This window comes from Haloferax sulfurifontis (genome assembly GCF_014635105.1).
Classification (GTDB): Archaea; Halobacteriota; Halobacteria; order Halobacteriales; family Haloferacaceae; genus Haloferax; species Haloferax denitrificans.
In genome coordinates, this window is record NZ_BMCI01000003.1 from 374,763 (window position 1) to 396,066 (window position 21,304).

A 21,304-nucleotide genomic window follows, 5' to 3' on the forward strand; every position below is an offset into this window, starting at 1 on the left:
ACCCGTCTCAGAGCTCGTCTTCGTCCTTGACGATGCGCGTCTCGGCCGTGCCGCTCGTGATGTTGTTCACCTTGTCGTAGAAGTCGTTTTGCATCCCCGCGGGGAAGGTGATGACGCCGACCCACGAGCCGTCGTTCTGCCACTCCTCGCGTTCGAGGTCGCCGTAGCTCCGAATCTGGGCCTGCCCGCTCCCGGCGTACTCGGCGGGGAGTTGGACGGCGACGGTGACCTCGGCGAACTTGATGGGCAACACGGGGCGGAGCGCGTCGAGGGCGTCGTCGACCTGCGACTCGACGGGCTCCATCGGGTCGATTTTGAAGCCGGCCTCTTCGAGCGCGCGCTCGATTCGCTCCGGCGGGTGCGGCGAGTCGTTCATCTGCGGGTTCACCGCGTTTCGCGCGATGCGGTTGATGAGCGACTTGCGCTTCTGTTCTTGCATCTCGCGGCGCTGTTCGGCCGTGATCTGAATCTCCCCCTTCTTGACGACCTGGGGGATTATCTCCAGCGGGTCGGTCGTTCCGAAGACCTCTTCGAGGTCGTTCTCGGCGGGGCGGTCGCCGCGGGAGGCGTCCTCGAACACGTCTTCGGCGGCGATGACCTCTTCGAGGTCGCCGTCGAACTCGCCGCGCTTTATCGCGAGCGCCGCGTCGGGGTCGATGAGCACCTCGAACCGCGCGCCGTGGGATTCCAGGCGGGCCGTGACTGCCTCGTCGAGTGAAATCATAGGTTCTGATACTCTCTCCGTGGTAAAAAGCCCTCGCCGACCGACTCCCCCGACAGCGTCTCGCGAAATTCGCCGCGACCTCGTTCGGAGCAATCGTTATGCTCGCCCGCACCCCACGTCTCGGTATGAGTTCGCAGACGTCGGAGAAGTCCCTCGAAGAACGGCTCGACCTGTTCATGCGGCGGAACTTCCCCCAAATCGAGATGCACGGCGGCGACGCGGGTATCGAAGCCATCGACAAGGAGACCGGCGAGGTGTGGATTTCCCTCACCGGCGCGTGTTCCGGATGCGGTATCTCGCCGATGACGATTCAGGCGCTGAAGTCGCGCATGGTCGCCGAGTTCGAGGAGATAGACGCGGTCCACGCCTCGACCGGAGGCTTCTACGACGACGACGCGGGCGCGGGGTTCGAACCCGACGTGTCCGACGCGCCCTTCTGAGCCGTCTTCTGACTCCGCTTTTCGACCGAACTGCCCCGACGAGCGACGACGCCCGAACGCACCCGAGCGCGCGCCGCGCCGTCGCTAGCCGTGAGAGAAAAACGAAGAATCGAGCCGAGCGGAGCTGACGCCGGCTTACGCGGCGGCTTCGATGATGTCGACGAGGTCTTCTTTGCTCTGGACGCCGATGACCTCCTTCACCTGCTCGCCGCCGGCGTAGAACTGGAGGGTCGGGACACTGCGAATCCCCTGCTCGCGGGCCAGCTCTTGGAGTTCGTCGATGTCGACCTTGGCGACGACGGCGTCGGTCTCCTCGGCGATTTCCTTTACCGTGGGTTCGAGCATCTTACACGGGCCGCACCAGTCAGCGTGGTAGTCCACGAGGACGACCGCGCTGTCGGCGATGAGTTCGTCGAGTTCGTCCGAACTCTCGATATGGACGGGTACATCGGTTGTCTTCGGAGTGCTCATATCTCCACGTATCGGCGCGACACTCTTACCCATTGCGCCTGTTTGCGTGGCGACGCACGACCGCGAAACTCCGCGTTCGCGGCGAAAACGGCCGGATTCGAGGAACGAGGCTCAGCAGTCGTAGGTCAGGAGAACACCGTCGTCGACGCGCTCGACGACGCGGAGCGACAGTCGGGGGAAGTCGGCGACGAAGCCCTCGCCGTCGGCGAGCGTCGGCGCGTCGCGGCCGCCGATGACCATCGAGCCGACGTAGAGCGTGAGTTCGTCGACGAGGCCGGCCTCGAACAGCGAGAAGATGAGTTCGCCGCCGCCCTCGACCATGAGTCGGTCGACGCCGCGGGCTTCGAGGGCTTCGAGGGCGTCGGGGAGCGACACCCGCGTTTCGCCCGCGACGACGAGTTCCGCGCCGGCGGCTTCGAGCGCCTCGCGGCGGTCGGCGGGCGCGGCCTCGGAGACGAGCACGTAGGTCGTCGCCGCGTCGTCCAGAATCCGTGCGTCGGCCGGGGTTCGAGCGCGCGAGTCGGCGACGACGCGGGCGGGGTGCGGCGGGTCGCCCCGGTCCTCGCGGGCGGCGACGAGGGCGGGGTCGTCGAGCGTGAGATGCGGGTCGTCGGCGAGGACGGTCCCGACGCCGACGGCGACGGCGTCGGCGGCCGCGCGAATCTCGTCCACGCGGGCGAAGTCGTCGTCGCCGCTTATCCGCACCTGCTCGCGGCGGCGCGAGGAGAGCTTGCCGTCGAGGCTCGCGGCGGCGTTGACGTGGACGTGCATACTCGCGGGTCGTCGCCGCGGCGAAAACGCCTTTCGGTGAGGTGCCGTCGGAGTATTGCCGGACAGGAATTAAATAGGCCTCTGTGGTACATTGTGTCATCTATGACTGCCAAGGTCCTGATGCTGGGGTGGGGGTTTCCGCCGAACGTCAGCGGCGGGCTCGACACGCACGTAGGCGAGATGTTCGAGCGACTCGAAGACCGCGAGGACGTCGACATCGAACTCGTGCTCCCCGCGGAGTACGCGCCGGACCGCGAGGGCATCGTGGGCGTTCCGACGGGCGAAGGCGACATCATCACCCGAATCGGACGGCTGGGCTCGACGTTCGCGGAGCGCGCCGCCGACGCCGACATCGTCCACACGCACGACTGGTTCGGCTACGGCCCGGGGTCGCGCGCGAAGTCGAACAACGAGGACGTGGAGTGGGTGACCACGTTCCACTCGCTTTCGTCCGACCGCAACATCGACCCGCCCCAGCGGGAAGTCGAGACCGAGCGCCGCATCGCCGAGCGCTGTGACCACCTGCTCGCGGTGAGCGAACTCCTCGCCGACAAGGTCAAACGCGAGTACGGCGGCGACTGCCACGTCATCTACAACGGCTTTTCGGAGTGCGAGACGACGGGCCGCGACCTCAAAGAAGAACTCGGCATCGACGGGAAGATGCTGTTTTTCGTCGGCCGGCACACCGACCAGAAGGGAATCTCGCATCTCGTCTACGCGATGGAGAAGCTCGCCCGCGACGACGTGACGCTCGTCATGGGCGGGTCGGGTCACCTCACCGCCCAACTCAAGCGCTTCGCCGAACTGCTCGGCGTCGAAGACCGCATCAAGTGGGCCGGCTACGTCCCCGAAGAGGCGCTCGGCGACTACTACGCCTCGGCGGACCTGTTCGTCTCGCCGTCGCTGTCAGAGCCGTTCGGCATCACCATCGTCGAGGCGCTGTCGACCGGCACGCGCGTCGTCGCCACCGAGAGCGGCGCGGCGGAGGTCCTCCCCGAGGACTGCGTCATCGAGGTCGAACCCGACTCGCGCTCCATCGCCGACGGCATCGAGTACGGCCTCTCGCTCGACGGCGAACCGGAGTACGAGCCGTACACGTGGGACCGCGTCGTCGACGAGACGGTAGCGTACTACCACAGCATCCTCGACGATGACGTCGACCCCTCGGCCGGCGCGGAGAACGAAGCCGACGCCGGCGACGCGGACGCCGCCGAGTCAGACGCGAACTGAACGTCGAACCCGGGGGTCAGCACTCCGGCTCGGAAATCGACGGTATCGGAACTCAGCGGAGGAGCCGCACGTCGGTCACGGGTTCTGGGTGGCGAATTCGGTAGCCGCCGCGGGTCGGGACCATCCCCTCTCGCGGCATCGTGCCGCGAGCGGACTGGTACGGCGAGTCGTCGGTCTGGACCGACTGGTACGGCGAGTCGTACGCCGACTGGTAGGGGCTGTCCGCCGACTGGTACGCGCTGTCGGCCGCCGCCTCGGCGTCGAACCCCTCCGGCGGGAGGTAGATTCGCTCGCCGGACGCGGAGCGGACGACGACCGCGCTGTCCTTGTCGCCTTCCATCACGATAGTCGTCCAGCCGTCCTCGATGGTCACGGAGAAGGAGACCTCCTCGTCGGCGTCGCCGGCGTCCGGGCCCTCGTCGTTCGACATACGAGTCCAACTGGCACGCGAGCACTTAGTGATTCGCCCGCGGCCGGTCGCCCGGCCGCCCGGCAACACTTTTTATCCGACGGGGGCGAATCCCGACTCGATGGAACTCGACCAGCATGCCGAGGAGCTTGCCTCCGCCCTCGGTGTCGACAAAGAGGAGGTCAAATCCGACCTGCAGAACCTCCTGCAGTACAGCGTCCCGCTCGACGAGGCGAAACAGAGCGTCCGACGAAAACACGGCGGCGGAAGCTCCGGCGGGAGCGACGGCGCGCCCTCGACGAAGCGCATCGCCGACATCGACCCCGACGGCGGCAACGTCTCGGTGACGGTCCGCGTGCTCACCGTGGGCACCCGCTCTATCGTCTATCAGGGCGACGAACAGACCATCCGCGAGGGTGAACTCGCCGACGAGTCCGGCGTCATCTCCTACACCGCGTGGCAGGACTTCGGCTTCGAACCGGGCGACTCCGTCGTCATCGGCAACGCCGGCGTCCGCGAGTGGGACGGCAAGCCCGAACTGAACATCGGCGCGTCCTCGACGGTCGGCGTGGAGTCCGAGACGGTCGAGACGCCCTACGACGACCGCATCGGCGGCGAGGCCGACCTCATCGACCTCCAGGCCGGCGACCGCGGCCGGACCGTCGAGGTCCGCGTCCTCGAAGTCGACTCGCGCACCATCGACGGTCGCAACGGCGAGACGACAATCCTCTCGGGCGTCGTCGCCGACGAGTCCGGGCGACTCCCCTTCACCGACTGGGCACCCCGCCCCGACGTGGAAGAGGGCGCGAGCCTGCGTCTCTCGGACGTGTACGTCCGCGAGTTCCGCGGCGTGCCGCAGGTGAACCTCTCGGAGTTCACGACGCTCGACGTGCTCGACGACCCCGTCTCCGTGACCGACTCCGCGCCCCGCCTGAAAATCGGCGAGGCCGTCGACGCCGGCGGGATGTTCGACGTGGAAGTGCTCGGGAACGTCCTCGAAGTGCGCGACGGCTCCGGGCTCATCGAGCGCTGTCCGAAGTGTAGCCGCGTCGTCCAGAACGGCCAGTGCCGACAGCACGGCGAGGTCGACGGCGAGGACGACATGCGCGTGAAGGCGATTCTCGACGACGGCACCGGCACGGTGACCGCCATCCTCGACCGCGACCTCACCGAGGAGATCTACGGCGGGACGATGGCCGACGCGATGGAGGCCGCCCGCGAGGCGATGGACAAGGAGGTCGTCGCCGACGACATCGCCGACACGCTCGTCGGCCGCGAGTACCGCGTCCGCGGGAACCTCTCTGTGGACGAGTACGGCGCGAACCTCGAAGCCGACGAGTTCGAGGAGACCGACGACGACCCGGCCGAACGCGCGGCCGCCCTCCTCACGGAGGTGCGCGCATGAGCGCCTCGCCGGTCGTCGGCACGCGGGAAATCGCCTACCGCGTCTTCGCCGCCGAGTTCGACGACGCGTCGCTTTCGTACTCCGAGAGCGACGAGGAGCGCGCGCCGAACTACGTGGTCACGCCAACCGGCGCGCGACTCAACCGGACGTTCGTCGCGGGCGTGCTCACCGAGATCGAACACGTCAACGACGAGGTGCTCCGGGGGCGCATCGCCGACCCGACGGGCGCGTTCGTCACCTACGCCGGCCAGTACCAGCCCGAGCCGATGGCCTACCTCGACGCGGCGACGCCCCCGGCGTTCGTCTCGCTCGCGGGCAAGGCCCGGACGTACGAACCGGACGACGCGGACGTGGTCTACTCCTCGGTCCGCCCCGAGAGCGTCAACACCGTCGACGCCGACGTGCGCGACCGCTGGATCGTCTCGGCCGCTGAGGCGACGCTCCGCCGCATCGCGGTGTTCGACGAGGCGCTGTCGATGCCCTACCGTGGCGACGACCTGACCCGCGCGCTCGAAGCCCGCGGCGTCGACCCGACGCTCGCGGCGGGCATCCCCCGCGCCATCGACCACTACGGGACGACCCGAACCTACCTCGAAGCACTGCGCGAAGTGGCCGTGCAGGCGCTCGAGCTCGTCGCGGGCGACCGCGACCAAGTCGACCACCTCGACGTCGCCCCCGGCGACGGCGGCGACGCGGTGCTCGGTCCGCTCCCCGAACTCGGCCTCGAACCGGCAGAGAGCATCGATATCGAGGTCGGTGAGGCGGACGCGGACAACGCCGACGAACCCGCCGATGCGGAGCCCGACGCGGGTGAGTTCGACGCCGACCCGGAGGAGTTCGAGGCCGAATCCGAGTCCGAACCGGTCGCCGACGAGCCGGAGCCGGAACCCGCCGACAGTACCGAGTCCGAGGCCGTCGAGCCGGAGTCTGAATCCGACCCCGTCGCGGAAACCAAGCCGGAGCCCGCACCCGAACCCGAACCGGAACCCGTCGCCACCGAGACGACGGCCGCGACCGAGAGCCAGTCGGAGGCGTCCGAGCCGGAACCGGAGAGCGAGCCGTCCGCGACGGCCGAGTCCGAATCGGTCGAAGCGGCCGACCTCACGTCCGAACCCGAACCGGAGACCGACTCGCTCGACGTCGATTCTGAGCCAGACTTCGACGCCGGGGCCGACGACGGCGCGCTCGGTGACTTCGAAGACGACGCCCCCGACGCGGGTACGACCGACGCCGGTTCGCTCGACGAATCGGGAAGCGGAACCCTCGGCGACTTCGACGACGGCTTCGACGACCCCGAACCCGAACCCGAGGCGGACGCGCCGGCCGACGAGTCGGCGACCGACTCGACCGACTCCGCGTCCTCCGACGCCGACGACTCGGTCGACCCAGACGGGATGTACGAACTCGACGAGGACGAGCGGGCCGAAATCGAGTCCGAGTTCGGCACGGAGTTCACTTCCGGCGCGGACGTCGACCCCGCCGGCGAGGCGGACATCGACGTGCCCGACGCGGACGACCTCACCGAGCAACTCCGAGACGAACCCGCCGACGCCGAATCGGTGGCAGAGCCGGAACCGGAACCCGCGGCTGACGCCGCGGCCGAGCCCGAACCGGAGCCCGAACCAGCGGTCGAATCCGAGCCAGAACCCGAACACGAGCCGACGCCCGACGCCGACGAGTCCGCCGAGGCCGAGGACATCGACCTCGAATCGGTCGTCGTGGACGCCATGGACGACCTCGACGGGGGCGACGGCGCGACCCGCGACGAGGTCGTCGCCGCCGTCGTCGACGAGTACGGCGCGGACCCCGGCGCGGTCGAAGACGCCATCCAGGAGGCGCTCCTCGGCGGTCGGTGCTACGAGCCGCAGGACGGCGTGCTGAAGGCCATCTGAGGCCGTGTCGGGACCGCTCGTCGAACCGATTCCCGGCCATCCCGCCGCGGTGGCGCGGACGAGCAGGCGCGGGTTCCCCGAGCGCTCGCTCGTCGTCGCCGACTACCACGCCGGCATCGAGGCCGGCCTGCGGTACGAACGCGGGGTGGAACTCCCGTCGAAGGCCGCGGTCCGCCGCGAGCGCCTGCTGTCGCTTCTCGACCGGACCGACGCCGACCGACTGGTCGTCCTCGGCGACCTCGGCCACCGCATCGGCGACCAGAAGGGAGACGAGGCCGAGGAACTGCGCGCCCTCGCGGCCGCCGTGGCCGACCGCGCGGAACTGACGGTCGTCCCCGGCAACCACGACGGCGGCCTCGCGGACTTCTTCGGCGACGACGTGGAGGTGACCGACCCCGCTGGCGTCCGCCTCGGCGACGTGGGCTTCTGCCACGGCCACACGTGGCCCTCGCGGGAGGTGCTCGCCGCCGACGTGGTCTGTTCGGCCCACGAACACCCGGCGGTCAGGCTGGAAGACGAGGTCGGCGGCGCGCGGAAAGAGCGCGTCTGGCTCCGCGGCTCCCTCGCGCCCGCGGTGTTCGCGGAACACTACGAGGTCGCCCCCGCGGAGGTGACGCGAGCAGACGCCGAACTCGTGGTGTTCCCGGCGTTCAACGACACCTCGGGCGGGACGTGGGTCAACGTCGCCGGACAGGGCTTTCTCTCGCCGTTCCTGCCCGACGGCCTCGCGAACGGGGAGGCCTACCTGCTCGACGGGACGCGGCTGGGCGACTACCGGAACGTCTGAGTAGCAGGGGCGGTGGTCGCGGTCGCCGCAGTCGCCGGGATGGCCTCGGTCGTCAGAACAGCCCCGAGCCGAAACCGAACGTGAGAGTGCCGAGAACGAACACGGCGACGGCGGCCACGCGGGCGAGTCGTTGCCAGCCGGTCCACTCGCGGAAGAACTCCGGGACGCCTTTTTTTCGTTCCTGCACGGCGTAGCCGACGAACCAGAGGGTCGAAAGCACCAGCACCGCCGCGAAGACCAGTTGCCACGCCGCGAGGTCGCCCCACTGATTGCCGAGAACGATGAAGAGGTTCCCGGCGGTGAAGCCCGCCTGCGACAGCCAAAAGGACCGCTCGGGAGTCACGTCACCACCGAGTACAGTTGGAGCGCGACGCCGAAGGCGTAGAGCGCCGCGCCGAGGACGACGAGGTAGACGAGCGGGCTCCAGTCGGTCGGGACTCGGGCGCGGTCGGGGTCGCGGAGGGCGACGACCGACGCGTAGCCGACCGCAACGACGCCCGCGGCCGCCGCCGCGGTGTTGATACCCACGTCTCCCGCCGAAACGTCGAGCGCGATATCGACGGCGGCGCAGAGACCGAAGACGAGGAACGCGGACCAGTAGACTCGTTTCGGGGACACGCCCGAAGTTGATTCACGGGCGACATGAATCTCCCGGTGGGGACCGCCCCGAGCGGTGCGCTTAATCGCCTCGAACCGCTACCTCGGGCGATGCCAGACGGCGAGGCCGCCGCCGGAATGGACGCCTTCGCGACGCTCTCGTCGCCCGTTCGGAACGCGCTCTCGGAGCGCGGATTCACGACGCCGACAGAGCCCCAGCGCCGGGCGATTCCCCCGCTTTCGGACGGGAAACACGGTCTCATCATCGCGCCCACGGGCACCGGCAAGACGGAGACGGCGATGCTCCCGGTCTTCTCGGCCATCGCCGACGCCGAGGACCGATTCGGGATTTCGGCGCTCTACATCACCCCGCTTCGGGCGCTGAACCGGGACATGCGCGAGCGGCTCGACTGGTGGGGCGAACGGCTCGACATCGACATCGACGTTCGCCACGGCGACACCACGCAGTACCAGCGCCAGAAGCAGGCGAACGACCCGCCGGACGTGTTGGTGACGACGCCCGAGACGCTACAGGCGATGCTCACGGGGAAGAAGCTCAGAACGGCGCTTTCGGACGTGCACCACGTCGTCGTCGACGAGGTCCACGAACTCGCGTCGGCCAAGCGCGGCGCGCAGTTGACAATCGGGCTGGAGCGGCTCCGCGAGTTGGCCGGGTCGTTCCAGCGAATCGGCCTCTCGGCGACGGTCGGGTCGCCCGACGAGGTCGGGAAGTTCCTGACCGGTGACCGCCCGTTCGAGGTCATCGAGGTGGACGTGGACAACCGCGTCGAGTTCGAAGTCGTCCGCCCCGAGGTGACGAACGAGGACGAGGCGCTGGCCGGGAAACTCGCCACCGACCCCGAGATAGCGAGCCACGTTCGGGCGATTCGGGATATCGTCCGCGACCACGAGTCGGTGCTCGTCTTCGTCAACACCAGACAGACCGCGGAGGCGCTCGGCTCGCGGTTCAAGGCGCTCGGCGACCCCATCGAGGTCCACCACGGCTCGCTGTCGAAGGACGTTCGCATCGACGTGGAAGACCGCTTCAAGGCCGGCGAGTTGGACGCGCTCATCTGCACGTCGTCGATGGAACTCGGTATCGACGTGGGTCGGGTGGACCACGTCGTCCAGTACAACAGCCCCCGCGAGGTGTCGCGGCTCCTCCAGCGGGTCGGTCGCGCGGGCCACCGCTTGGGCGTCGTCTCCCGCGGGACCGTCGTCACCGACCACCCCGACGACACGCTCGAAGCGCTCGCCATCGCCCGGCGGGCCGTCTCCGGCGAGGTCGAACCCGCCCGCGTCCACCACGGGAGCCTCGACACCGTCGCTAACCAAATCGTCGGCGTCGTCATGGACTACGGCGACGTGTCGGCCCGCCGCGCCTACGAGATTATCACGCGGGCGTACCCCTTCCGCGACCTCGCCGAGGACGACTTCCGCGCCGTCGTCCGCGAGCTTTCGGGGAACCGCCTCCTCTGGCTCGACGAGGACAAGGACCTCCTCGAGAAGTCCGGCGGCACGTGGCAGTACTTCTACGCCAACCTCTCGATGATTCCCGACGAGGAGACCTACGACGTCCACGACATCTCCTCGCGCCGGCAGATCGGGACGCTCGACGAGAAGTTCGTCCTCAACTTCGCCGCGCCGGGCGCGACGTTCATCCAGCGCGGCGAGATGTGGCGCGTCAACGACGTGGACGACGAGGAGGCGCGGGTGAACGTCTCGCCCATCGAGGACCCCGGCGGCGAGGTGCCGTCGTGGGTCGGCTCGGAGATTCCGGTCCCCGCGCCGGTCGCCGGCGAGGTGGGCGAACTCCGCGACGTGGCCGCGCCGCAGTTCGAGTCCGGGGCCGACCGCGAGGCCGTCGCCCGAGACATCGCCATGCGCTACCCGACCGACGAGGCCACGGTCAGGTCGGCGCTCGGCCCCATCGAAAGACAGGTCGAGGCCGGCGCGCCGATTCCGACGGCGAACAGGCTCGTCCTCGAAGGCTCGCCCCGGAAGGTGACGCTGAACTCGCCGCACGGCCACCGGGTGAACGAGACGCTCGGGCGGCTCCTGTCGGCGCTCATCGGCCAGCGGACCGGCTCCTCGGTCGGCATGGAGGTCGACCCCTACCGCGTCGAGTTCGACGTGCCGGGGAAGGTCCGCCCGACGACGTTCGCGGAGGTGCTCCGCGAGACCGACCCCGACCACGTCGAGGCCCTGCTCGAACTCGCGCTCAAGCGGTCGGACTCGCTGAAGTTCACGCTGGCGCAGGTGGCCGCGAAGTTCGGCGCGCTCAAGCGCTATCAGGGCAAGGGCCGTTTCGGCGGCGACCGCCTCCTCGCCGCGCTTGAGGACACGCCCGTCTACGACGAGGCCGTCCGCGAGGTGTTCCACACCGACCTCGCCGTCGCGGAGACGGTCGAACTGCTCCGCCGCCTCCGCGAGGGCGACGTGGAACTCTCCGTCGCCCGCGAACCGACCGCCATCGGCACCGGCGGCCGCGGGTCGGGCACCGACCTGCTCGTCCCCGAGAACGCCGACGCGAGCGTCATCGAGACGGTCCGGGACCGGATTCAGAACGACCGCGTGCTGTTGGCGTGTCTCCACTGCAAGGACTGGACTCGGAAAACGAAGGTCAAGCGCGTCCGCGAACCCGTGACGTGCCCCGAGTGCGGCGCGACCCGCGTCGCCGCGCTCAACCCGTGGGACGACGAGACGGTGAAAGCGGTCCGCGCGCCGGAGAAAGACGACGAACAGGAGCGACTGACGAAGCGAGCCTACCGCTCGGCGAGTCTGGTGCAGGCCCACGGCGAGCGGGCGGTCGTCGCGCTCGCGGCCCGCGGCGTCGGCCCGCACAACGCCGCGCGCATCATCAACAAGCTCCGCGAGGACGAAGACGACTTCTACCGCGACATCCTCGAACGGGAGCGCGAATACGCCCGGACCCAGTCGTTCTGGGACTGACGGAGCCGGTTTCGGGGTCGACCGCTTACTCCTCGATGGCCCACTCGTCGAGAATCTCGGTCGTCGCGGCCGCCAGCGCCTCGAAGTCCTGCATCGAGATGCCGTCGGTCGTGACGAAGACGCCGAAGTCCTCGACGGTGATTCGGACGAGATAGCCGTTTTCGAACACGCGAATCGTGTACTCGTAGTCGCCGAGTTCGGACCCGCGGTAGGCGTCCTGTGTCATCTTGAAGTCGTGCCACTCGTTGCCGATAAAGGAGTTCAGGTCGGCCTCCTGTTCGAGGTCCTCGCGGAGGTACACCTGCACGTAGTCGAAGCGGCTGAAGTACGTGAGCGAGCGGAGGCTGTCGCCGACGGCCGTGCGGCAGACGGTGACGAGCTTTTCCTGTGCTTCCTCGGGGAGGAGATTGGACATCGCTTCAGCCTGTGCGAGCGAGCGCCAAATAGGCGGCGGCTTCGGCAGTCACGGGGCGAGAACTGAGACGCGGCGACCGGCCGCGACGCCGCTATTCAGACGCGTAGGCGTCCCGGTAGTCGCGCTCGCGCCGGATGAGCTCCTCGACGCCGTGTTCGAGGATGTCGGAGCCGAGCGACGTGGCGCGGTAGTACGAAAACAGCCCTTCCTCGTCGGCTCGCGCCCGCTTTCGCTTCTCGACCAACCCGGCGTCGACGAGCTTGTTGAGGTGGTAGTGGAGCGTGTTCGCCTGCACGTCGAGCGCCTCGGCCAGCGCCTTCGGGCTCCGCTCGCCGAAGTGGACCAGCCGGTACAGCAGGGTGAACCGCGTCCGGTCGCCGAGCGCGGCCTGCATGTCGAGGTACTCGTCCAGCGTGAGGACGCTCGTCGGGGGAAGCAACTCGGCGGGGTCCTCGGGGAGGCCGTCCGAATCGACCGGGTCGTTCGTCGCCATCTCGGTTCGCTAGACGCGGCGTGTCGGTTTAACGGTTCTTGAGTCGAGCTTCGCTGAAAAATCCGGATTTTATATACTATCGCGCGGTACGTGTGCCCATGACGGACGCCGTCTCGCGCGACGAGATACGCGCGGCGCTCGGGCGAACGACCTACGACCGGTTTCTCGTCTACGTGATGGGTCCGTACAAGTCGTTCAACCTCAACTACGTCCTCTCGGAGGAGGAACTCGCCGCCATCGACATCGAGGAGCTTCCGGGGCCGATTCGGAAGCTGTTCGCCGCGCGAGACGAGGTCGACGACGCGCTCGCGCTCCTCCGACGCGTACAGGGAACGCTCCGCGCCGACCCGGGCGTGAACGCCTTTCTCGCCGTCGACGTGGACATCGGAACCGACGAGGTTGACGCCGCGACGCAGTCGCTCGCGTTCGCCGAGGCGAGCAACGCGACCGTGTTCGTACTCCCGTTTCTCGGCCACAACTTCGGCGTCGGCGAGGAGGCGGGGTCGATACTCGAACGGCTCTCCGAGACGCACGGCGACCGAATCGTCTTCGTCCACGAGGCGAGCGTCACGAGCGAGATGATTCGCGCGGCGCGCGCTCGCTGGGACCTCCGTATCGAGACCTACGACACCGAAGCGGAGCTTCACAAGCGCATCCGTCTGTTCGTCGCGGACGTGATGAACCGCGAGCTACACGGCGACTTGGACCGGCTGGACTGACGCTTCCTCCGTCCCCCATGTCTGTTAATTGCTACCATCCGGAACATTAAATATAATTTACACGAGGGCGACGAACGACCCGTCATGCCCGACGACGCCCTCGGACTGGCGATGTTGGACCGCGTTCGCGGTTGTCTGCGCGCCCCCTGTGTCTACCGCGCCGGCGACGACGCCGGAGCCGCCGCCGGAGCCGCCGCCGGCGACGCGCACGTCTACGAGAACTATCTCGTCCCGTCCGAGCGGTGGCCCGCCGCGAAGCGCGAGTTCGTCGATTCCCTCCGAACCCCGCTCCTCGACGTGGGGTGCGGCGCGGGCCAACACGCCCTCGCCGTGCAGGACCGCGGCGAAGTCGTCGCCTTCGACGTGAGCCCGAACGCGGTGCGTGCGGCCCGCGAGCGCGGCGTCGAGGCGGCGGTCGTCGGCGACATGTTCGACCCGCCAGTCGAAGCGAGTCAAGCGGGGTCGGCGACCGGGGGCTTCGAGACGGTCCTCGCCAACGGGACGCAGGTCGGCCTCGCGGGGTCGCTGGACCGACTCGCCGACCTGCTCGCGTCGTTTTCCGACCTCGTCTCGTCGTCCGGCGAGGTCGTCGTGGACTCGTACGACCCGACGCGCATCGACCCCGAGCGGTTCTTCGGCTACCGGCCAGGCCCGCGAGAGGGCATCGCTCGGCGGTCGTTCCGCGTGGAGTACGGCGACCTGCGCGGGCCGACGCTCGACTTCGTTCTCGTCTCGCCCGCTCGGCTCCGGGCGGTCGCCGCCGAGGCGGCCCTCGACGTGCGTGAGGTGACCGTCCCGAACGCCGAGTCGAGTTACTACCGAGCGCGACTGGCCTGAGTCGGCGCGGTCGCGGTGGCCTTCGGGAGCGGGGCCGCCGTCGCCTCTCGATTCCTACTCCCAGCGGTTGGTCGCCTCGTTGCGCCGCGGGAGGAACGGAAGAAAGAGCGCGACGGCGAAGACGATGGCCGCGATGGCGAGGTACTCGGGCGTCACGAGGACGAGCCCGACGAGCGAAAACACGGACGCCTCGCCGTCGGCGACGGCCGATAACGCGGCCGCATCGTTGTTCAGCAACACGAGAAACATGAACATCGCCTCGGCGAACGCGACCCGGAGGCCGGCCTTCGTCACCCACCACGTCGCGGACAGCGGGCCACCGGTGAGCGCGCCCCACTCCCGTCGGACTTTCCGCCGCCACGCCGCGTTCACGACACACCCCTGTTGCGAGTGAACATGAGACACAGTACGCGGTGAGACGAGATAATCTCGCAGGTGAGCGGGAACGGCCTTCGCCGCCGGTCGCCGCCCGTCAGACCTGCGTCGGCGAGACCGATTCCAGCGCCGCCTCGAAGTGCGCGCGGGTGATGCGCACCTCGTCGGCGTGGCTGTTCGCCTCGGTGCCGTCGTAGGCGTCGGCCACGTCCTGAATCGCCCTGAGGGCCGCTTCGCGGCAGACCGCGGCCACGTCGGCCCCGGTGTAGCCGTCCATGTGCGCGGCCACGTCGCCGAGGTCCACGTCGGTGCCGAGCGGCTTGTCGCGGACGTGCACGTCGAGGATGGCGCGGCGCGCCTCGATGTCCGGGACGGGAACCTCGACGTGGGTCTCCAGCCGACCGGGGCGGAGGAGTGCGGGGTCGAGCGCGCCCCGGCGGTTCGTCGCCGCGAGGACGACGAGGTTCGGGTTGTCTGCGGCGTTGTCCATCTCCGTCAGGAGTTGCGAGACGACGCGCTCGGTGACGCCCGAGTCGGAGCCGGCGCTGTCGCGGTTCGTTGCGATGGCGTCTATCTCGTCGAAGAAGACGATGCTCGGGGCGGCCTGTCGGGCGCGGTCGAACACCTCGCGGACGGACTTCTCGGACTCGCCGACGTAGCGGTCGAGCAGTTCGGGACCGGCGACGTGGATGAAGTTGACGCCGCTTTCGGCCGCGATGGCGCGGGCGAGCATCGTCTTGCCGGTCCCCGGCGGACCGTGTAAGAGCACGCCGGTCGGCGGGTCCGTCGACGCCGCCTCGAACAGCGGCGCGTAGGTCAGCGGCCACGTCACCGCGCGTTCGAGCGTCCGCTTCACGTCGTCGAGGCCGCCGACGCCCTCGAACCCCTCGGTCGGCTGTTCGGCGACGTACTCGCGCATCGCCGAGGGTTCGACCGTCGCCATCGCCGACTCGAAGTCGGCGCGCGTGACGGTCATGTCCGCGACGGCGACCCGGTTGTCTCCGCCCTCGCTTCCGCTTCCACCGCCCTCGCGGCGGACGCGCCGGAGCGCGGTCATCGCGGCCTCCTTGGCCAGCGATTCGAGGTCGGCACCGACGAAGCCGTGGGTTCGGGAGGCCAGCCGGTCGATGTCCACGTCCTCGGCGAGGGGCATCCGCCGGGTGTGCACGTCGAGAATCTCGCGGCGGCCCGTCTCGTTCGGGACGCCGATTTCGATTTCGCGGTCGAAGCGGCCGCCGCGGCGGAGCGCCGGGTCGAGGCTGTCGACGCGGTTGGTCGCGCCGATGACGACCACGTCGCCGCGGGCGTCGAGGCCGTCCATGAGCGACAGCAGTTGGCCGACGACGCGGTTTTCGAGGTCGCCGCCGTCGTCGCGCTTCGACGCGATGGAGTCGATTTCGTCGAAGAAGACGATGGCCGGCGCGTTCTCGCGGGCCGACTGGAACACCTCGCGCAGTTTCTCCTCGGACTCGCCTTTGTACTTCGAGAGCACCTCCGGCCCGGAAATCGTGGTGAAACTCGCGTCGACCTCGTTGGCGACGGCCTTCGCGATGAGGGTCTTCCCCGTGCCCGGCGGGCCGTGGAGGAGGACGCCCTTCGGCGGCTCGATGCCGAGGTGGGCGAACACCTCGGGTTCGGACAGCGGGAGCTCTATCATCTCGCGGACGAGGTCGAGTTCGTCGTCGAGGCCGCCGATGTCCTCGTAGGTGACGCCCGTCGCCCGACCGCGGCTCCCGGCGTCGTCGTCGCCGCCGGTCACGCTCTTGACGGCGTCGCGGACGGTCTCGCTCGCGCCCTTCGAACTCGCCGCCGTCACCGAGACGGTCGTCGCGTCGGTGACGCGGACCACGCCCTCAGGGCTGGTCTCGCTGACGACCAGCGCGGCCCCGCCGAGTCGCTCGACGCGGACGCGGTCGCCGGCGCGGAGCGGGCGGTTCCGAAGCTCCGCCTTCACGACCTCCTCGATGGTCTCGCGGTCGACGCTGGTCCGCTCGAAGGCGCTGGGGCCGGCGAGCGTCACCGACCGGGCGTCCTCGACGTCGATTTTCCTGACGCGGACGCTGTCGCCGATTTTCACGCCGGCGTTGGCCCGCGTGTCGGCGTCGACGAGCATCTCGCCGGCGGGCGCGCCGGGGCGGGCGGGCCACATCTTGGCGACCGTCTCTCGGGAGCCCTCGATGACGACCGTCTCGCCGCTGAGCACGCCGAGTTCCCGGCGGGCGGCTTCGGGGAGGCGGGCGATGCCGCGGCCCGCGTCGCGTTTCTCCGCGGCGCGGACGACGAGCGTCACCCCATCTTCTGACATACTCCCCGGTTCGCCCGCTCGACCCTTGAGGGTTCGCCCGGAGTAACCGTTTTCCGGGACGGCGCGGTAACACTAGTCATGGTCACCACGACGGAGAAAGACGGGGCGACGTGGTACCGGTGCGAAGAGTGCGAGATGCTGTTCGACGTGCGGTCCGACGCCGAGGCCCACGAGGAGAACTGCGACACGGACAGTCCGTCGTACTTGCAGTAGCGGAGGAGCGAGAGCGTCGGCGGCGACTCGGCGACTCGGCGACGCCGACCCCGACGCCTACGCCGGGTCGTGTTCCTCGGCGAGTCGCTCGGCGTGGTCCAGCGAGGTCGCGCGCTCCCAGCGGACGCGTTCGGCGTCGCCGTAGGCGAGCGCCTCCTTCAGTTCGTCGCGGAGGACGCCGACGCCGCGGCCGACGAGGTCGCCGTCGGCGTCGCCGAGTTCGTAGTAGCCGTAGGCCTCCGGCGCTTTGCCGACGGTCCGTTTTTCCAGCGGCTCCCAGCGTTTCCGGAGCATCATTCGGAGACGAACTCGTAGGAGTCCTCGCCCCAGTCGTCCTCGACGAAGACGAACACGCGGCCGCGGGCGACCTCCGGGTCGGCCTCGATTTCGAAGCGGTGGCCGGGCACCCGGCGGACGAGGACCCCGGGGAACAGCTCCTCTTCGTCGTCCTCGCCGAGGATGACGCGGCCGACGCCGCTCGATTCGAGCACGTCGTCGTGGCTCGTGAGGTCGTTGACGTACATCATGACGCCCTCCGTCTCGGTGGGGTCGGTGACGAGGACGTGGACCTCCTTGCCGGGGGCGGTGGCGAGCGTGCCCGTGACCGGCTCGGGGACGCCCCGATAGACCGTGGTTCGGTTGTCGAGGTACTCCACTTCGACGCCGTAGTCGTGGAGTTCGACGCCGAGCGTGCTCGGGGCGATGTCGTTGCGGGCGCTCATGGCTCACCGTTGCTTCGGGGACGGCAAAAACGTCGCGTCTCGGGGCGGCCCGCGTCGGGCGCTGCTCCCGCCGTCGCGTCCCCGAGCTACGGGCGAAAACGGCACGGACCGCCACACATAACACGGTGTGCCGACCTCCCCGAAGTATGCACGGCCGAGCCACCGCCCTCGGGGCGGGCACCGTCTTGAACGCCCTGGCGACGGCGACCGGCTCCGCGTTCGCCATCGACGCGGAGACGACCGCGTCGGTCGAACTGGACGACTCCGGCGCGGTCCGCGGGAGCATCGCGGAGGCCCCCGACGCCGACACGCGACTCATCGAACGCTGTGTCGAACTCGCCGTCGAGGCGTTCGGCGACGGCGAGGGCGGCACCGTCGAGACCGAAAGCGACCTGCCGATGGCCGCCGGCCTCAAGAGTTCGAGCGCCGCGGCCAACGCGACGGTGCTGGCGACGCTGTCCGCGCTCGGCCGCTCGGTCGGTCCCGGCCCGGACGCCGACATCTCCCGGCTCGACGCCTGTCGGATGGGCGTCCGCGCCGCCCGCGAGGTCGGCGTCACCGCCACCGGCGCGTTCGACGACGCCGCGGCCTCCATGGTCGGCGGCGTCGTCGTCACCGACAACACCGAGGACGACCTCATCGCCCGCGACGAGGTCGACTGGGACGTGCTCGTGTGGACGCCGCCGGAGCGCGCCTACAGCGCCGACGCCGACGTGAGCCGCTGTGAGAACGTCGCCCCGATGGCCGACCTCGTCGCCGACCTCGCGCTCGAAGGCCGGTACGCCGAGGCGATGACCGTCAACGGCCTCGCCTTCTCGGCCGCCCTCGACTTCCCGACCGACCCCGCCGTCGAGGCGATGCCCATCGCCGACGGCGTCTCGCTGTCCGGGACCGGCCCGAGCGTCGTCGCCGTCGGCGACCGCGCCGACCTCGAACGCGTCGAGGCACTGTGGGTCGCCCGCGAGGGAGAGACCCGACTGACGACCACCCGAACCGACGGAGCACGAATCCAATGACAGACGACACCCCAGACGCCGCCGAACCGTTTCAGGACATGTCCCTCGACGAACTCCGCGAGGAGATAGAGGATATCGACCGCGGCATCGTCGAACTCATCGCCCGCCGGACCTACGTCGCCGACACGGTGGCGAAGGTCAAAGCCGAGAAGGACCTGCCGACGACCGACGAGTCCCAAGAAGAGCGCGTGATGGAGCGCGCCGGGAAGAACGCGGCCCACTTCGAGGTCGACTCGAACCTCGTGAAGGCTATCTTCCGACTGCTCATCGAGATGAACAAGGCCGAACAGCGGCAGAATCGGTAGCCCGACGGACCCCTATTTTCCGCCCGCGCTTCGTCTGAGTCATACACGCCGCGTCACTCGCGAATGACCATCACTTTCACCCGCCGGACCGCGTCGAAGTCGCGGAGTCGATAGGTCAGCGCCCGGACGCGCTCGGCGGGGCCGCGGCAGAACAGCGATTCGAGGCACCACTCGCCCTGATGGGTGTGGCTCGTGTTGAGAATGACGTCCTGAAACTCGTGTTGCGCCCCGTGAAGCTCGCGAATCACGTCGTGGTGGCGGTAGTCGAAGCCGACGAGCGCGACGACCTCGCCGGAGACGTCTTCGAGTCGGTCGTGGGACTCGACGAACTCCCGCATGGCCTCTCGGACCGCCCGCGACCGGTTTTCGATGCCCTCGTCGCGCCACGCCCGGTCGAACTCCGCGACCAGTTCGTCGGGGATGTTGAAACTCGTCCGCATCACCTCCAACTGACGCGTACAGCTACAAGAGTCCCCGTTATGACGATACCCGCGATTCGGTATTAACAACCCCTATACCCCTCGTTTGCCACGGCTACGGTAAGCACATGGCCTCGAACGAACTGCTCGGACTCGTCGCCGGCGCGGTACTCCTCGGAGCCGTCCACGGCGTCGAACCGGGTCACGGCTGGCCCGTCGCCGCGTCGTACGCGCTCGACCAAGCGAACAAGTGGGCCTACGGGTTCGCGGCGAGTCTCATCCTCGGGGTCGGCCACCTCGTCAGCAGTATCGCGATGGTGGGCGCGTTCTTCTACGCGAAGTCGTACTTCGACCTCACGCAGGTCAACGAGCCGATTACGACACTCGGCGGCGTCCAAATCGGCGGCCCGGTCAGTCTCGTCGCCGGCGTCTTGCTCATCGCGCTCGGCGTCCGCGAGTACGCCCACGGACACTCGCACGGCACTCACGGGCACGACGACCACGGGAGTCACAGTCACGGAGATGGCCATGAAGGTGGTCATGACCGCGGGCACTCACACGATGACGGCCATAGCCACTCACACGACCACGACGGACATAGCCACGACCGCGACAGCGGACTGTTCGCTCGCCTGATGGGTTTCGTTCCCTTCGTCGGCGGACGCTCCCACTCGCACGACACCCCCGACGACGCCGCGGAGCGCGGCCTCCTCGGCATCGCGTGGTTCGCGTTCGTCCTCGGGTTCGCCCACGAAGAGGAGTTCGAGATAATCGCGCTCTGCGCCGGGTCGAACTACTGCCTCGAACTGATGGGCGCGTACGCTATCACCGTCATCGTCGGCATCGTCGGCCTGACGATGGTGCTGATTGCGGGCTACCAGCACTACGAGGACGAAGTGGAGAAGTACACCCCGTACCTCCCGGCGTTCTCGGCGGCCGTGTTGGTGCTGATGGGTATCGGCTTCATCACGGGGCTGTTCTAATCGGTTCCGGCCCACCGGCACCGGCACCGACGCCGATTGCCCCGGCGGGCCGGTCAGGACAGACGATAGAGCTATCACCCGGTGACGCATCGACTCGGTCACGAGGTGATGTCTATTAACCACCACAATCGGAATCCTCGTCCGCGGACTCGTTCTCGGCGTCTCGATAGCCGCGCCGGTCGGTCCAATCGGTGTACTGTGCATTCAGCGAACGCTTTCTAAGGGCCGCCGTTCAGGCTTCGTCAGCGGACTCGGAGCGGCGTCTGCGGACGCGGTCTACGGGGCCATCGCGGGGTTCGGCCTCGCCGCGCTCTCGTCGGTCCTGCTCGGCCACCGCAACGGAATCGCCCTCGCCGGCGGGGCGATTCTCCTGTATATCGGCATCCAGTCGATTCGGGGCGACCCGGCGTCGGTCGAGTCGGCACCGACGACCGAGCAGTCGGCCGTGGCACCGCCCGACTCGAACGCCCGGAGCCTCGCGGCAGACTTCGGGTCGACGTTCCTCCTGACGCTGACGAACCCGGTGACGATACTGGCGTTCGTCGGCATCTTCGCCGGCCTGGGCGTCGGCGTCTCGGGCGACTACCTCGGAGCGGCGGTCCTCGTCGCGGGCGTCTTCGCCGGCTCGGCGCTCTGGTGGTTCGTCCTGAGCGCCGCCGTCGACCGCGTCCGGGAGCGGGTCACCCCGGCGGTCCTCCGCCGAGTGAACCAACTCGCGGGCGTCGTCATCGTCGGGTTCGGGGTCGCGGCGCTCTGGAGCGGCCTGTAGCGCGCCGCCTCGGGACCTCCGCGTCCCGCCGGTCCTGTTCCCTCGAACGCTCCGT

26 protein-coding genes are annotated in these 21,304 nt (G+C 68.9%); 13 read left to right on the forward strand and 13 right to left on the reverse strand.

Annotated elements, in window-relative coordinates; genetic code table 11:
* Window positions 1-7 precede the first annotated feature (7 nt).
* Complete coding sequence (locus IEV64_RS10195; RefSeq protein WP_007273845.1) at window positions 8-724, reverse strand: ribosome assembly factor SBDS; 717 nt, start codon at window positions 722-724, stop codon at window positions 8-10.
* A 125-nt stretch (window positions 725-849) separates the two neighbouring features.
* On the opposite strand from IEV64_RS10195, the gene IEV64_RS10200 reads away from it, so the two are divergent.
* A complete protein-coding gene (locus IEV64_RS10200; protein WP_007273846.1) occupies window positions 850-1,164 on the forward strand; it encodes a NifU family protein in 315 nt (104 codons plus the stop codon).
* A 135-nt stretch (window positions 1,165-1,299) separates the two neighbouring features.
* Here the strand turns inward: IEV64_RS10200 and trxA are convergent, their stop codons facing one another.
* Window positions 1,300-1,635, reverse strand: a complete 336-nt coding sequence (trxA, locus tag IEV64_RS10205) for a thioredoxin (protein WP_007273847.1) — start codon at window positions 1,633-1,635, stop codon at window positions 1,300-1,302.
* A gap of 111 nt (window positions 1,636-1,746) precedes the next feature.
* A complete protein-coding gene (locus IEV64_RS10210; protein ID WP_007273848.1) occupies window positions 1,747-2,406 on the reverse strand; it encodes a 2,5-diamino-6-(ribosylamino)-4(3H)-pyrimidinone 5'-phosphate reductase in 660 nt (219 codons plus the stop codon).
* A gap of 120 nt (window positions 2,407-2,526) precedes the next feature.
* Here IEV64_RS10210 and IEV64_RS10215 point away from each other — a divergent pair, with 120 nt between their 5' ends.
* Window positions 2,527-3,636 (forward strand): glycosyltransferase family 4 protein, encoded by a 1,110-nt coding sequence (locus IEV64_RS10215; RefSeq protein ID WP_007273849.1) that lies wholly within the window; start codon window positions 2,527-2,529, stop codon window positions 3,634-3,636.
* 52 nt (window positions 3,637-3,688) lie between these two features.
* Here IEV64_RS10215 and IEV64_RS10220 read toward each other — a convergent pair whose 3' ends face one another.
* The gene (locus IEV64_RS10220) at window positions 3,689-4,066 is read right to left on the reverse strand and encodes a DUF7510 family protein (RefSeq protein WP_007273850.1); all 378 of its coding nucleotides are present in this window, start codon (window positions 4,064-4,066) and stop codon (window positions 3,689-3,691) included.
* 100 nt (window positions 4,067-4,166) lie between these two features.
* On the opposite strand from IEV64_RS10220, the gene IEV64_RS10225 reads away from it, so the two are divergent.
* The 3 genes from IEV64_RS10225 to IEV64_RS10235 are packed head-to-tail and all read left to right on the forward strand — an operon-like array spanning window position 4,167 to window position 8,129.
* Window positions 4,167-5,450, forward strand: coding sequence for a Single-stranded DNA binding protein (locus IEV64_RS10225; protein WP_007273851.1), 1,284 nt, complete (start codon window positions 4,167-4,169; stop codon window positions 5,448-5,450).
* Window positions 5,447-7,342 (forward strand): rpa-associated protein, encoded by a 1,896-nt coding sequence (locus IEV64_RS10230; RefSeq protein ID WP_188423810.1) that lies wholly within the window; start codon window positions 5,447-5,449, stop codon window positions 7,340-7,342. Before IEV64_RS10225 ends, IEV64_RS10230 begins: the two co-directional genes overlap by 4 nt.
* A gap of 4 nt (window positions 7,343-7,346) precedes the next feature.
* On the forward strand, window positions 7,347-8,129 hold the full coding sequence (locus tag IEV64_RS10235) for a metallophosphoesterase (RefSeq protein ID WP_188423811.1): 783 nt from the start codon (window positions 7,347-7,349) through the stop codon (window positions 8,127-8,129).
* 52 nt (window positions 8,130-8,181) lie between these two features.
* On the opposite strand, the gene IEV64_RS10240 is transcribed toward IEV64_RS10235, so the two are convergent.
* Entirely contained in the window at window positions 8,182-8,472 is a 291-nt protein-coding gene (locus IEV64_RS10240; RefSeq protein WP_007273854.1) for a hypothetical protein, read from the reverse strand.
* Window positions 8,469-8,747, reverse strand: coding sequence for a hypothetical protein (locus IEV64_RS10245; RefSeq protein WP_007273855.1), 279 nt, complete (start codon window positions 8,745-8,747; stop codon window positions 8,469-8,471). The genes IEV64_RS10240 and IEV64_RS10245 overlap by 4 nt, the downstream gene beginning before the upstream one ends.
* A 90-nt stretch (window positions 8,748-8,837) precedes the next feature.
* Here IEV64_RS10245 and IEV64_RS10250 point away from each other — a divergent pair, with 90 nt between their 5' ends.
* A complete protein-coding gene (locus IEV64_RS10250; protein WP_188423812.1) occupies window positions 8,838-11,678 on the forward strand; it encodes a DEAD/DEAH box helicase in 2,841 nt (946 codons plus the stop codon).
* A gap of 25 nt (window positions 11,679-11,703) precedes the next feature.
* Here the strand turns inward: IEV64_RS10250 and IEV64_RS10255 are convergent, their stop codons facing one another.
* Together IEV64_RS10255 and IEV64_RS10260 are read right to left on the reverse strand one after the other, a co-directional pair.
* Window positions 11,704-12,093 (reverse strand): DUF7522 family protein, encoded by a 390-nt coding sequence (locus IEV64_RS10255; RefSeq protein WP_007273857.1) that lies wholly within the window; start codon window positions 12,091-12,093, stop codon window positions 11,704-11,706.
* Between the two features lie 91 nt (window positions 12,094-12,184).
* The gene (locus tag IEV64_RS10260) at window positions 12,185-12,586 is read right to left on the reverse strand and encodes an ArsR/SmtB family transcription factor (protein WP_004968102.1); all 402 of its coding nucleotides are present in this window, start codon (window positions 12,584-12,586) and stop codon (window positions 12,185-12,187) included.
* Between the two features lie 98 nt (window positions 12,587-12,684).
* Here IEV64_RS10260 and IEV64_RS10265 point away from each other — a divergent pair, with 98 nt between their 5' ends.
* Together IEV64_RS10265 and IEV64_RS10270 are read left to right on the forward strand one after the other, a co-directional pair.
* Window positions 12,685-13,305: a DUF7509 family protein gene (locus tag IEV64_RS10265; RefSeq protein ID WP_007273858.1), complete on the forward strand. Its 621-nt coding sequence runs from the start codon at window positions 12,685-12,687 to the stop codon at window positions 13,303-13,305.
* Between the two features lie 84 nt (window positions 13,306-13,389).
* Entirely contained in the window at window positions 13,390-14,142 is a 753-nt protein-coding gene (locus IEV64_RS10270; RefSeq protein ID WP_188423813.1) for a class I SAM-dependent methyltransferase, read from the forward strand.
* Between the two features lie 54 nt (window positions 14,143-14,196).
* Here IEV64_RS10270 and IEV64_RS10275 read toward each other — a convergent pair whose 3' ends face one another.
* Together IEV64_RS10275 and IEV64_RS10280 are read right to left on the reverse strand one after the other, a co-directional pair.
* Window positions 14,197-14,514, reverse strand: a complete 318-nt coding sequence (locus tag IEV64_RS10275; RefSeq protein WP_007273860.1) for a hypothetical protein — start codon at window positions 14,512-14,514, stop codon at window positions 14,197-14,199.
* A 100-nt stretch (window positions 14,515-14,614) separates the two neighbouring features.
* A complete protein-coding gene (locus IEV64_RS10280; protein ID WP_188423814.1) occupies window positions 14,615-16,822 on the reverse strand; it encodes a CDC48 family AAA ATPase in 2,208 nt (735 codons plus the stop codon).
* Between the two features lie 78 nt (window positions 16,823-16,900).
* On the opposite strand from IEV64_RS10280, the gene IEV64_RS19960 reads away from it, so the two are divergent.
* Window positions 16,901-17,035, forward strand: coding sequence for a DUF7128 family protein (locus tag IEV64_RS19960; RefSeq protein WP_004968097.1), 135 nt, complete (start codon window positions 16,901-16,903; stop codon window positions 17,033-17,035).
* Between the two features lie 57 nt (window positions 17,036-17,092).
* Here IEV64_RS19960 and IEV64_RS10285 read toward each other — a convergent pair whose 3' ends face one another.
* The gene (locus IEV64_RS10285; protein ID WP_049920405.1) at window positions 17,093-17,329 is read right to left on the reverse strand and encodes a DUF7508 domain-containing protein; all 237 of its coding nucleotides are present in this window, start codon (window positions 17,327-17,329) and stop codon (window positions 17,093-17,095) included.
* Window positions 17,329-17,757: a DUF5796 family protein gene (locus tag IEV64_RS10290; RefSeq protein WP_007273863.1), complete on the reverse strand. Its 429-nt coding sequence runs from the start codon at window positions 17,755-17,757 to the stop codon at window positions 17,329-17,331. Before IEV64_RS10290 ends, IEV64_RS10285 begins: the two co-directional genes overlap by 1 nt.
* Window positions 17,758-17,903: 146 nt before the next feature.
* Here IEV64_RS10290 and IEV64_RS10295 point away from each other — a divergent pair, with 146 nt between their 5' ends.
* Together IEV64_RS10295 and IEV64_RS10300 are read left to right on the forward strand one after the other, a co-directional pair.
* The gene (locus IEV64_RS10295) at window positions 17,904-18,773 is read left to right on the forward strand and encodes a shikimate kinase (protein ID WP_188423815.1); all 870 of its coding nucleotides are present in this window, start codon (window positions 17,904-17,906) and stop codon (window positions 18,771-18,773) included.
* Window positions 18,770-19,078: a chorismate mutase gene (locus IEV64_RS10300; RefSeq protein ID WP_007273613.1), complete on the forward strand. Its 309-nt coding sequence runs from the start codon at window positions 18,770-18,772 to the stop codon at window positions 19,076-19,078. The genes IEV64_RS10295 and IEV64_RS10300 overlap by 4 nt, the downstream gene beginning before the upstream one ends.
* A gap of 53 nt (window positions 19,079-19,131) precedes the next feature.
* On the opposite strand, the gene IEV64_RS10305 is transcribed toward IEV64_RS10300, so the two are convergent.
* On the reverse strand, window positions 19,132-19,518 hold the full coding sequence (locus tag IEV64_RS10305) for a CopG family ribbon-helix-helix protein (RefSeq protein ID WP_007273612.1): 387 nt from the start codon (window positions 19,516-19,518) through the stop codon (window positions 19,132-19,134).
* Window positions 19,519-19,625: 107 nt separating this feature from the next.
* Here IEV64_RS10305 and IEV64_RS10310 point away from each other — a divergent pair, with 107 nt between their 5' ends.
* The gene (locus tag IEV64_RS10310) at window positions 19,626-20,480 is read left to right on the forward strand and encodes a hypothetical protein (RefSeq protein ID WP_188423816.1); all 855 of its coding nucleotides are present in this window, start codon (window positions 19,626-19,628) and stop codon (window positions 20,478-20,480) included.
* A 202-nt stretch (window positions 20,481-20,682) separates the two neighbouring features.
* On the forward strand, window positions 20,683-21,249 hold the full coding sequence (locus IEV64_RS10315) for a LysE family translocator (RefSeq protein ID WP_229722611.1): 567 nt from the start codon (window positions 20,683-20,685) through the stop codon (window positions 21,247-21,249).
* Window positions 21,250-21,304: the final 55 nt, after the last annotated feature.

Bases quoted from the DNA above. Each gene is read 5' to 3' on its own strand.
- IEV64_RS10195 (WP_007273845.1), bottom strand. From the start codon at position 724: ATGATTTCACTCGACGAGGCAGTCACGGCCCGCCTGGAATCCCACGGC.
- IEV64_RS10200 (WP_007273846.1), top strand. From the start codon at position 850: ATGAGTTCGCAGACGTCGGAGAAGTCCCTCGAAGAACGGCTCGACCTG.
- trxA (WP_007273847.1), bottom strand. From the start codon at position 1,635: ATGAGCACTCCGAAGACAACCGATGTACCCGTCCATATCGAGAGTTCG.
- IEV64_RS10210 (WP_007273848.1), bottom strand. From the start codon at position 2,406: ATGCACGTCCACGTCAACGCCGCCGCGAGCCTCGACGGCAAGCTCTCC.
- IEV64_RS10215 (WP_007273849.1), top strand. From the start codon at position 2,527: ATGCTGGGGTGGGGGTTTCCGCCGAACGTCAGCGGCGGGCTCGACACG.
- IEV64_RS10220 (WP_007273850.1), bottom strand. From the start codon at position 4,066: ATGTCGAACGACGAGGGCCCGGACGCCGGCGACGCCGACGAGGAGGTC.
- IEV64_RS10225 (WP_007273851.1), top strand. From the start codon at position 4,167: ATGGAACTCGACCAGCATGCCGAGGAGCTTGCCTCCGCCCTCGGTGTC.
- IEV64_RS10230 (WP_188423810.1), top strand. From the start codon at position 5,447: ATGAGCGCCTCGCCGGTCGTCGGCACGCGGGAAATCGCCTACCGCGTC.
- IEV64_RS10250 (WP_188423812.1), top strand. From the start codon at position 8,838: ATGCCAGACGGCGAGGCCGCCGCCGGAATGGACGCCTTCGCGACGCTC.
- IEV64_RS10255 (WP_007273857.1), bottom strand. From the start codon at position 12,093: ATGTCCAATCTCCTCCCCGAGGAAGCACAGGAAAAGCTCGTCACCGTC.
- IEV64_RS10260 (WP_004968102.1), bottom strand. From the start codon at position 12,586: ATGGCGACGAACGACCCGGTCGATTCGGACGGCCTCCCCGAGGACCCC.
- IEV64_RS10265 (WP_007273858.1), top strand. From the start codon at position 12,685: ATGACGGACGCCGTCTCGCGCGACGAGATACGCGCGGCGCTCGGGCGA.
- IEV64_RS10270 (WP_188423813.1), top strand. From the start codon at position 13,390: ATGCCCGACGACGCCCTCGGACTGGCGATGTTGGACCGCGTTCGCGGT.
- IEV64_RS10280 (WP_188423814.1), bottom strand. From the start codon at position 16,822: ATGTCAGAAGATGGGGTGACGCTCGTCGTCCGCGCCGCGGAGAAACGC.
- IEV64_RS19960 (WP_004968097.1), top strand. From the start codon at position 16,901: ATGGTCACCACGACGGAGAAAGACGGGGCGACGTGGTACCGGTGCGAA.
- IEV64_RS10285 (WP_049920405.1), bottom strand. From the start codon at position 17,329: ATGCTCCGGAAACGCTGGGAGCCGCTGGAAAAACGGACCGTCGGCAAA.
- IEV64_RS10290 (WP_007273863.1), bottom strand. From the start codon at position 17,757: ATGAGCGCCCGCAACGACATCGCCCCGAGCACGCTCGGCGTCGAACTC.
- IEV64_RS10295 (WP_188423815.1), top strand. From the start codon at position 17,904: ATGCACGGCCGAGCCACCGCCCTCGGGGCGGGCACCGTCTTGAACGCC.
- IEV64_RS10300 (WP_007273613.1), top strand. From the start codon at position 18,770: ATGACAGACGACACCCCAGACGCCGCCGAACCGTTTCAGGACATGTCC.
- IEV64_RS10305 (WP_007273612.1), bottom strand. From the start codon at position 19,518: ATGCGGACGAGTTTCAACATCCCCGACGAACTGGTCGCGGAGTTCGAC.
- IEV64_RS10310 (WP_188423816.1), top strand. From the start codon at position 19,626: ATGGCCTCGAACGAACTGCTCGGACTCGTCGCCGGCGCGGTACTCCTC.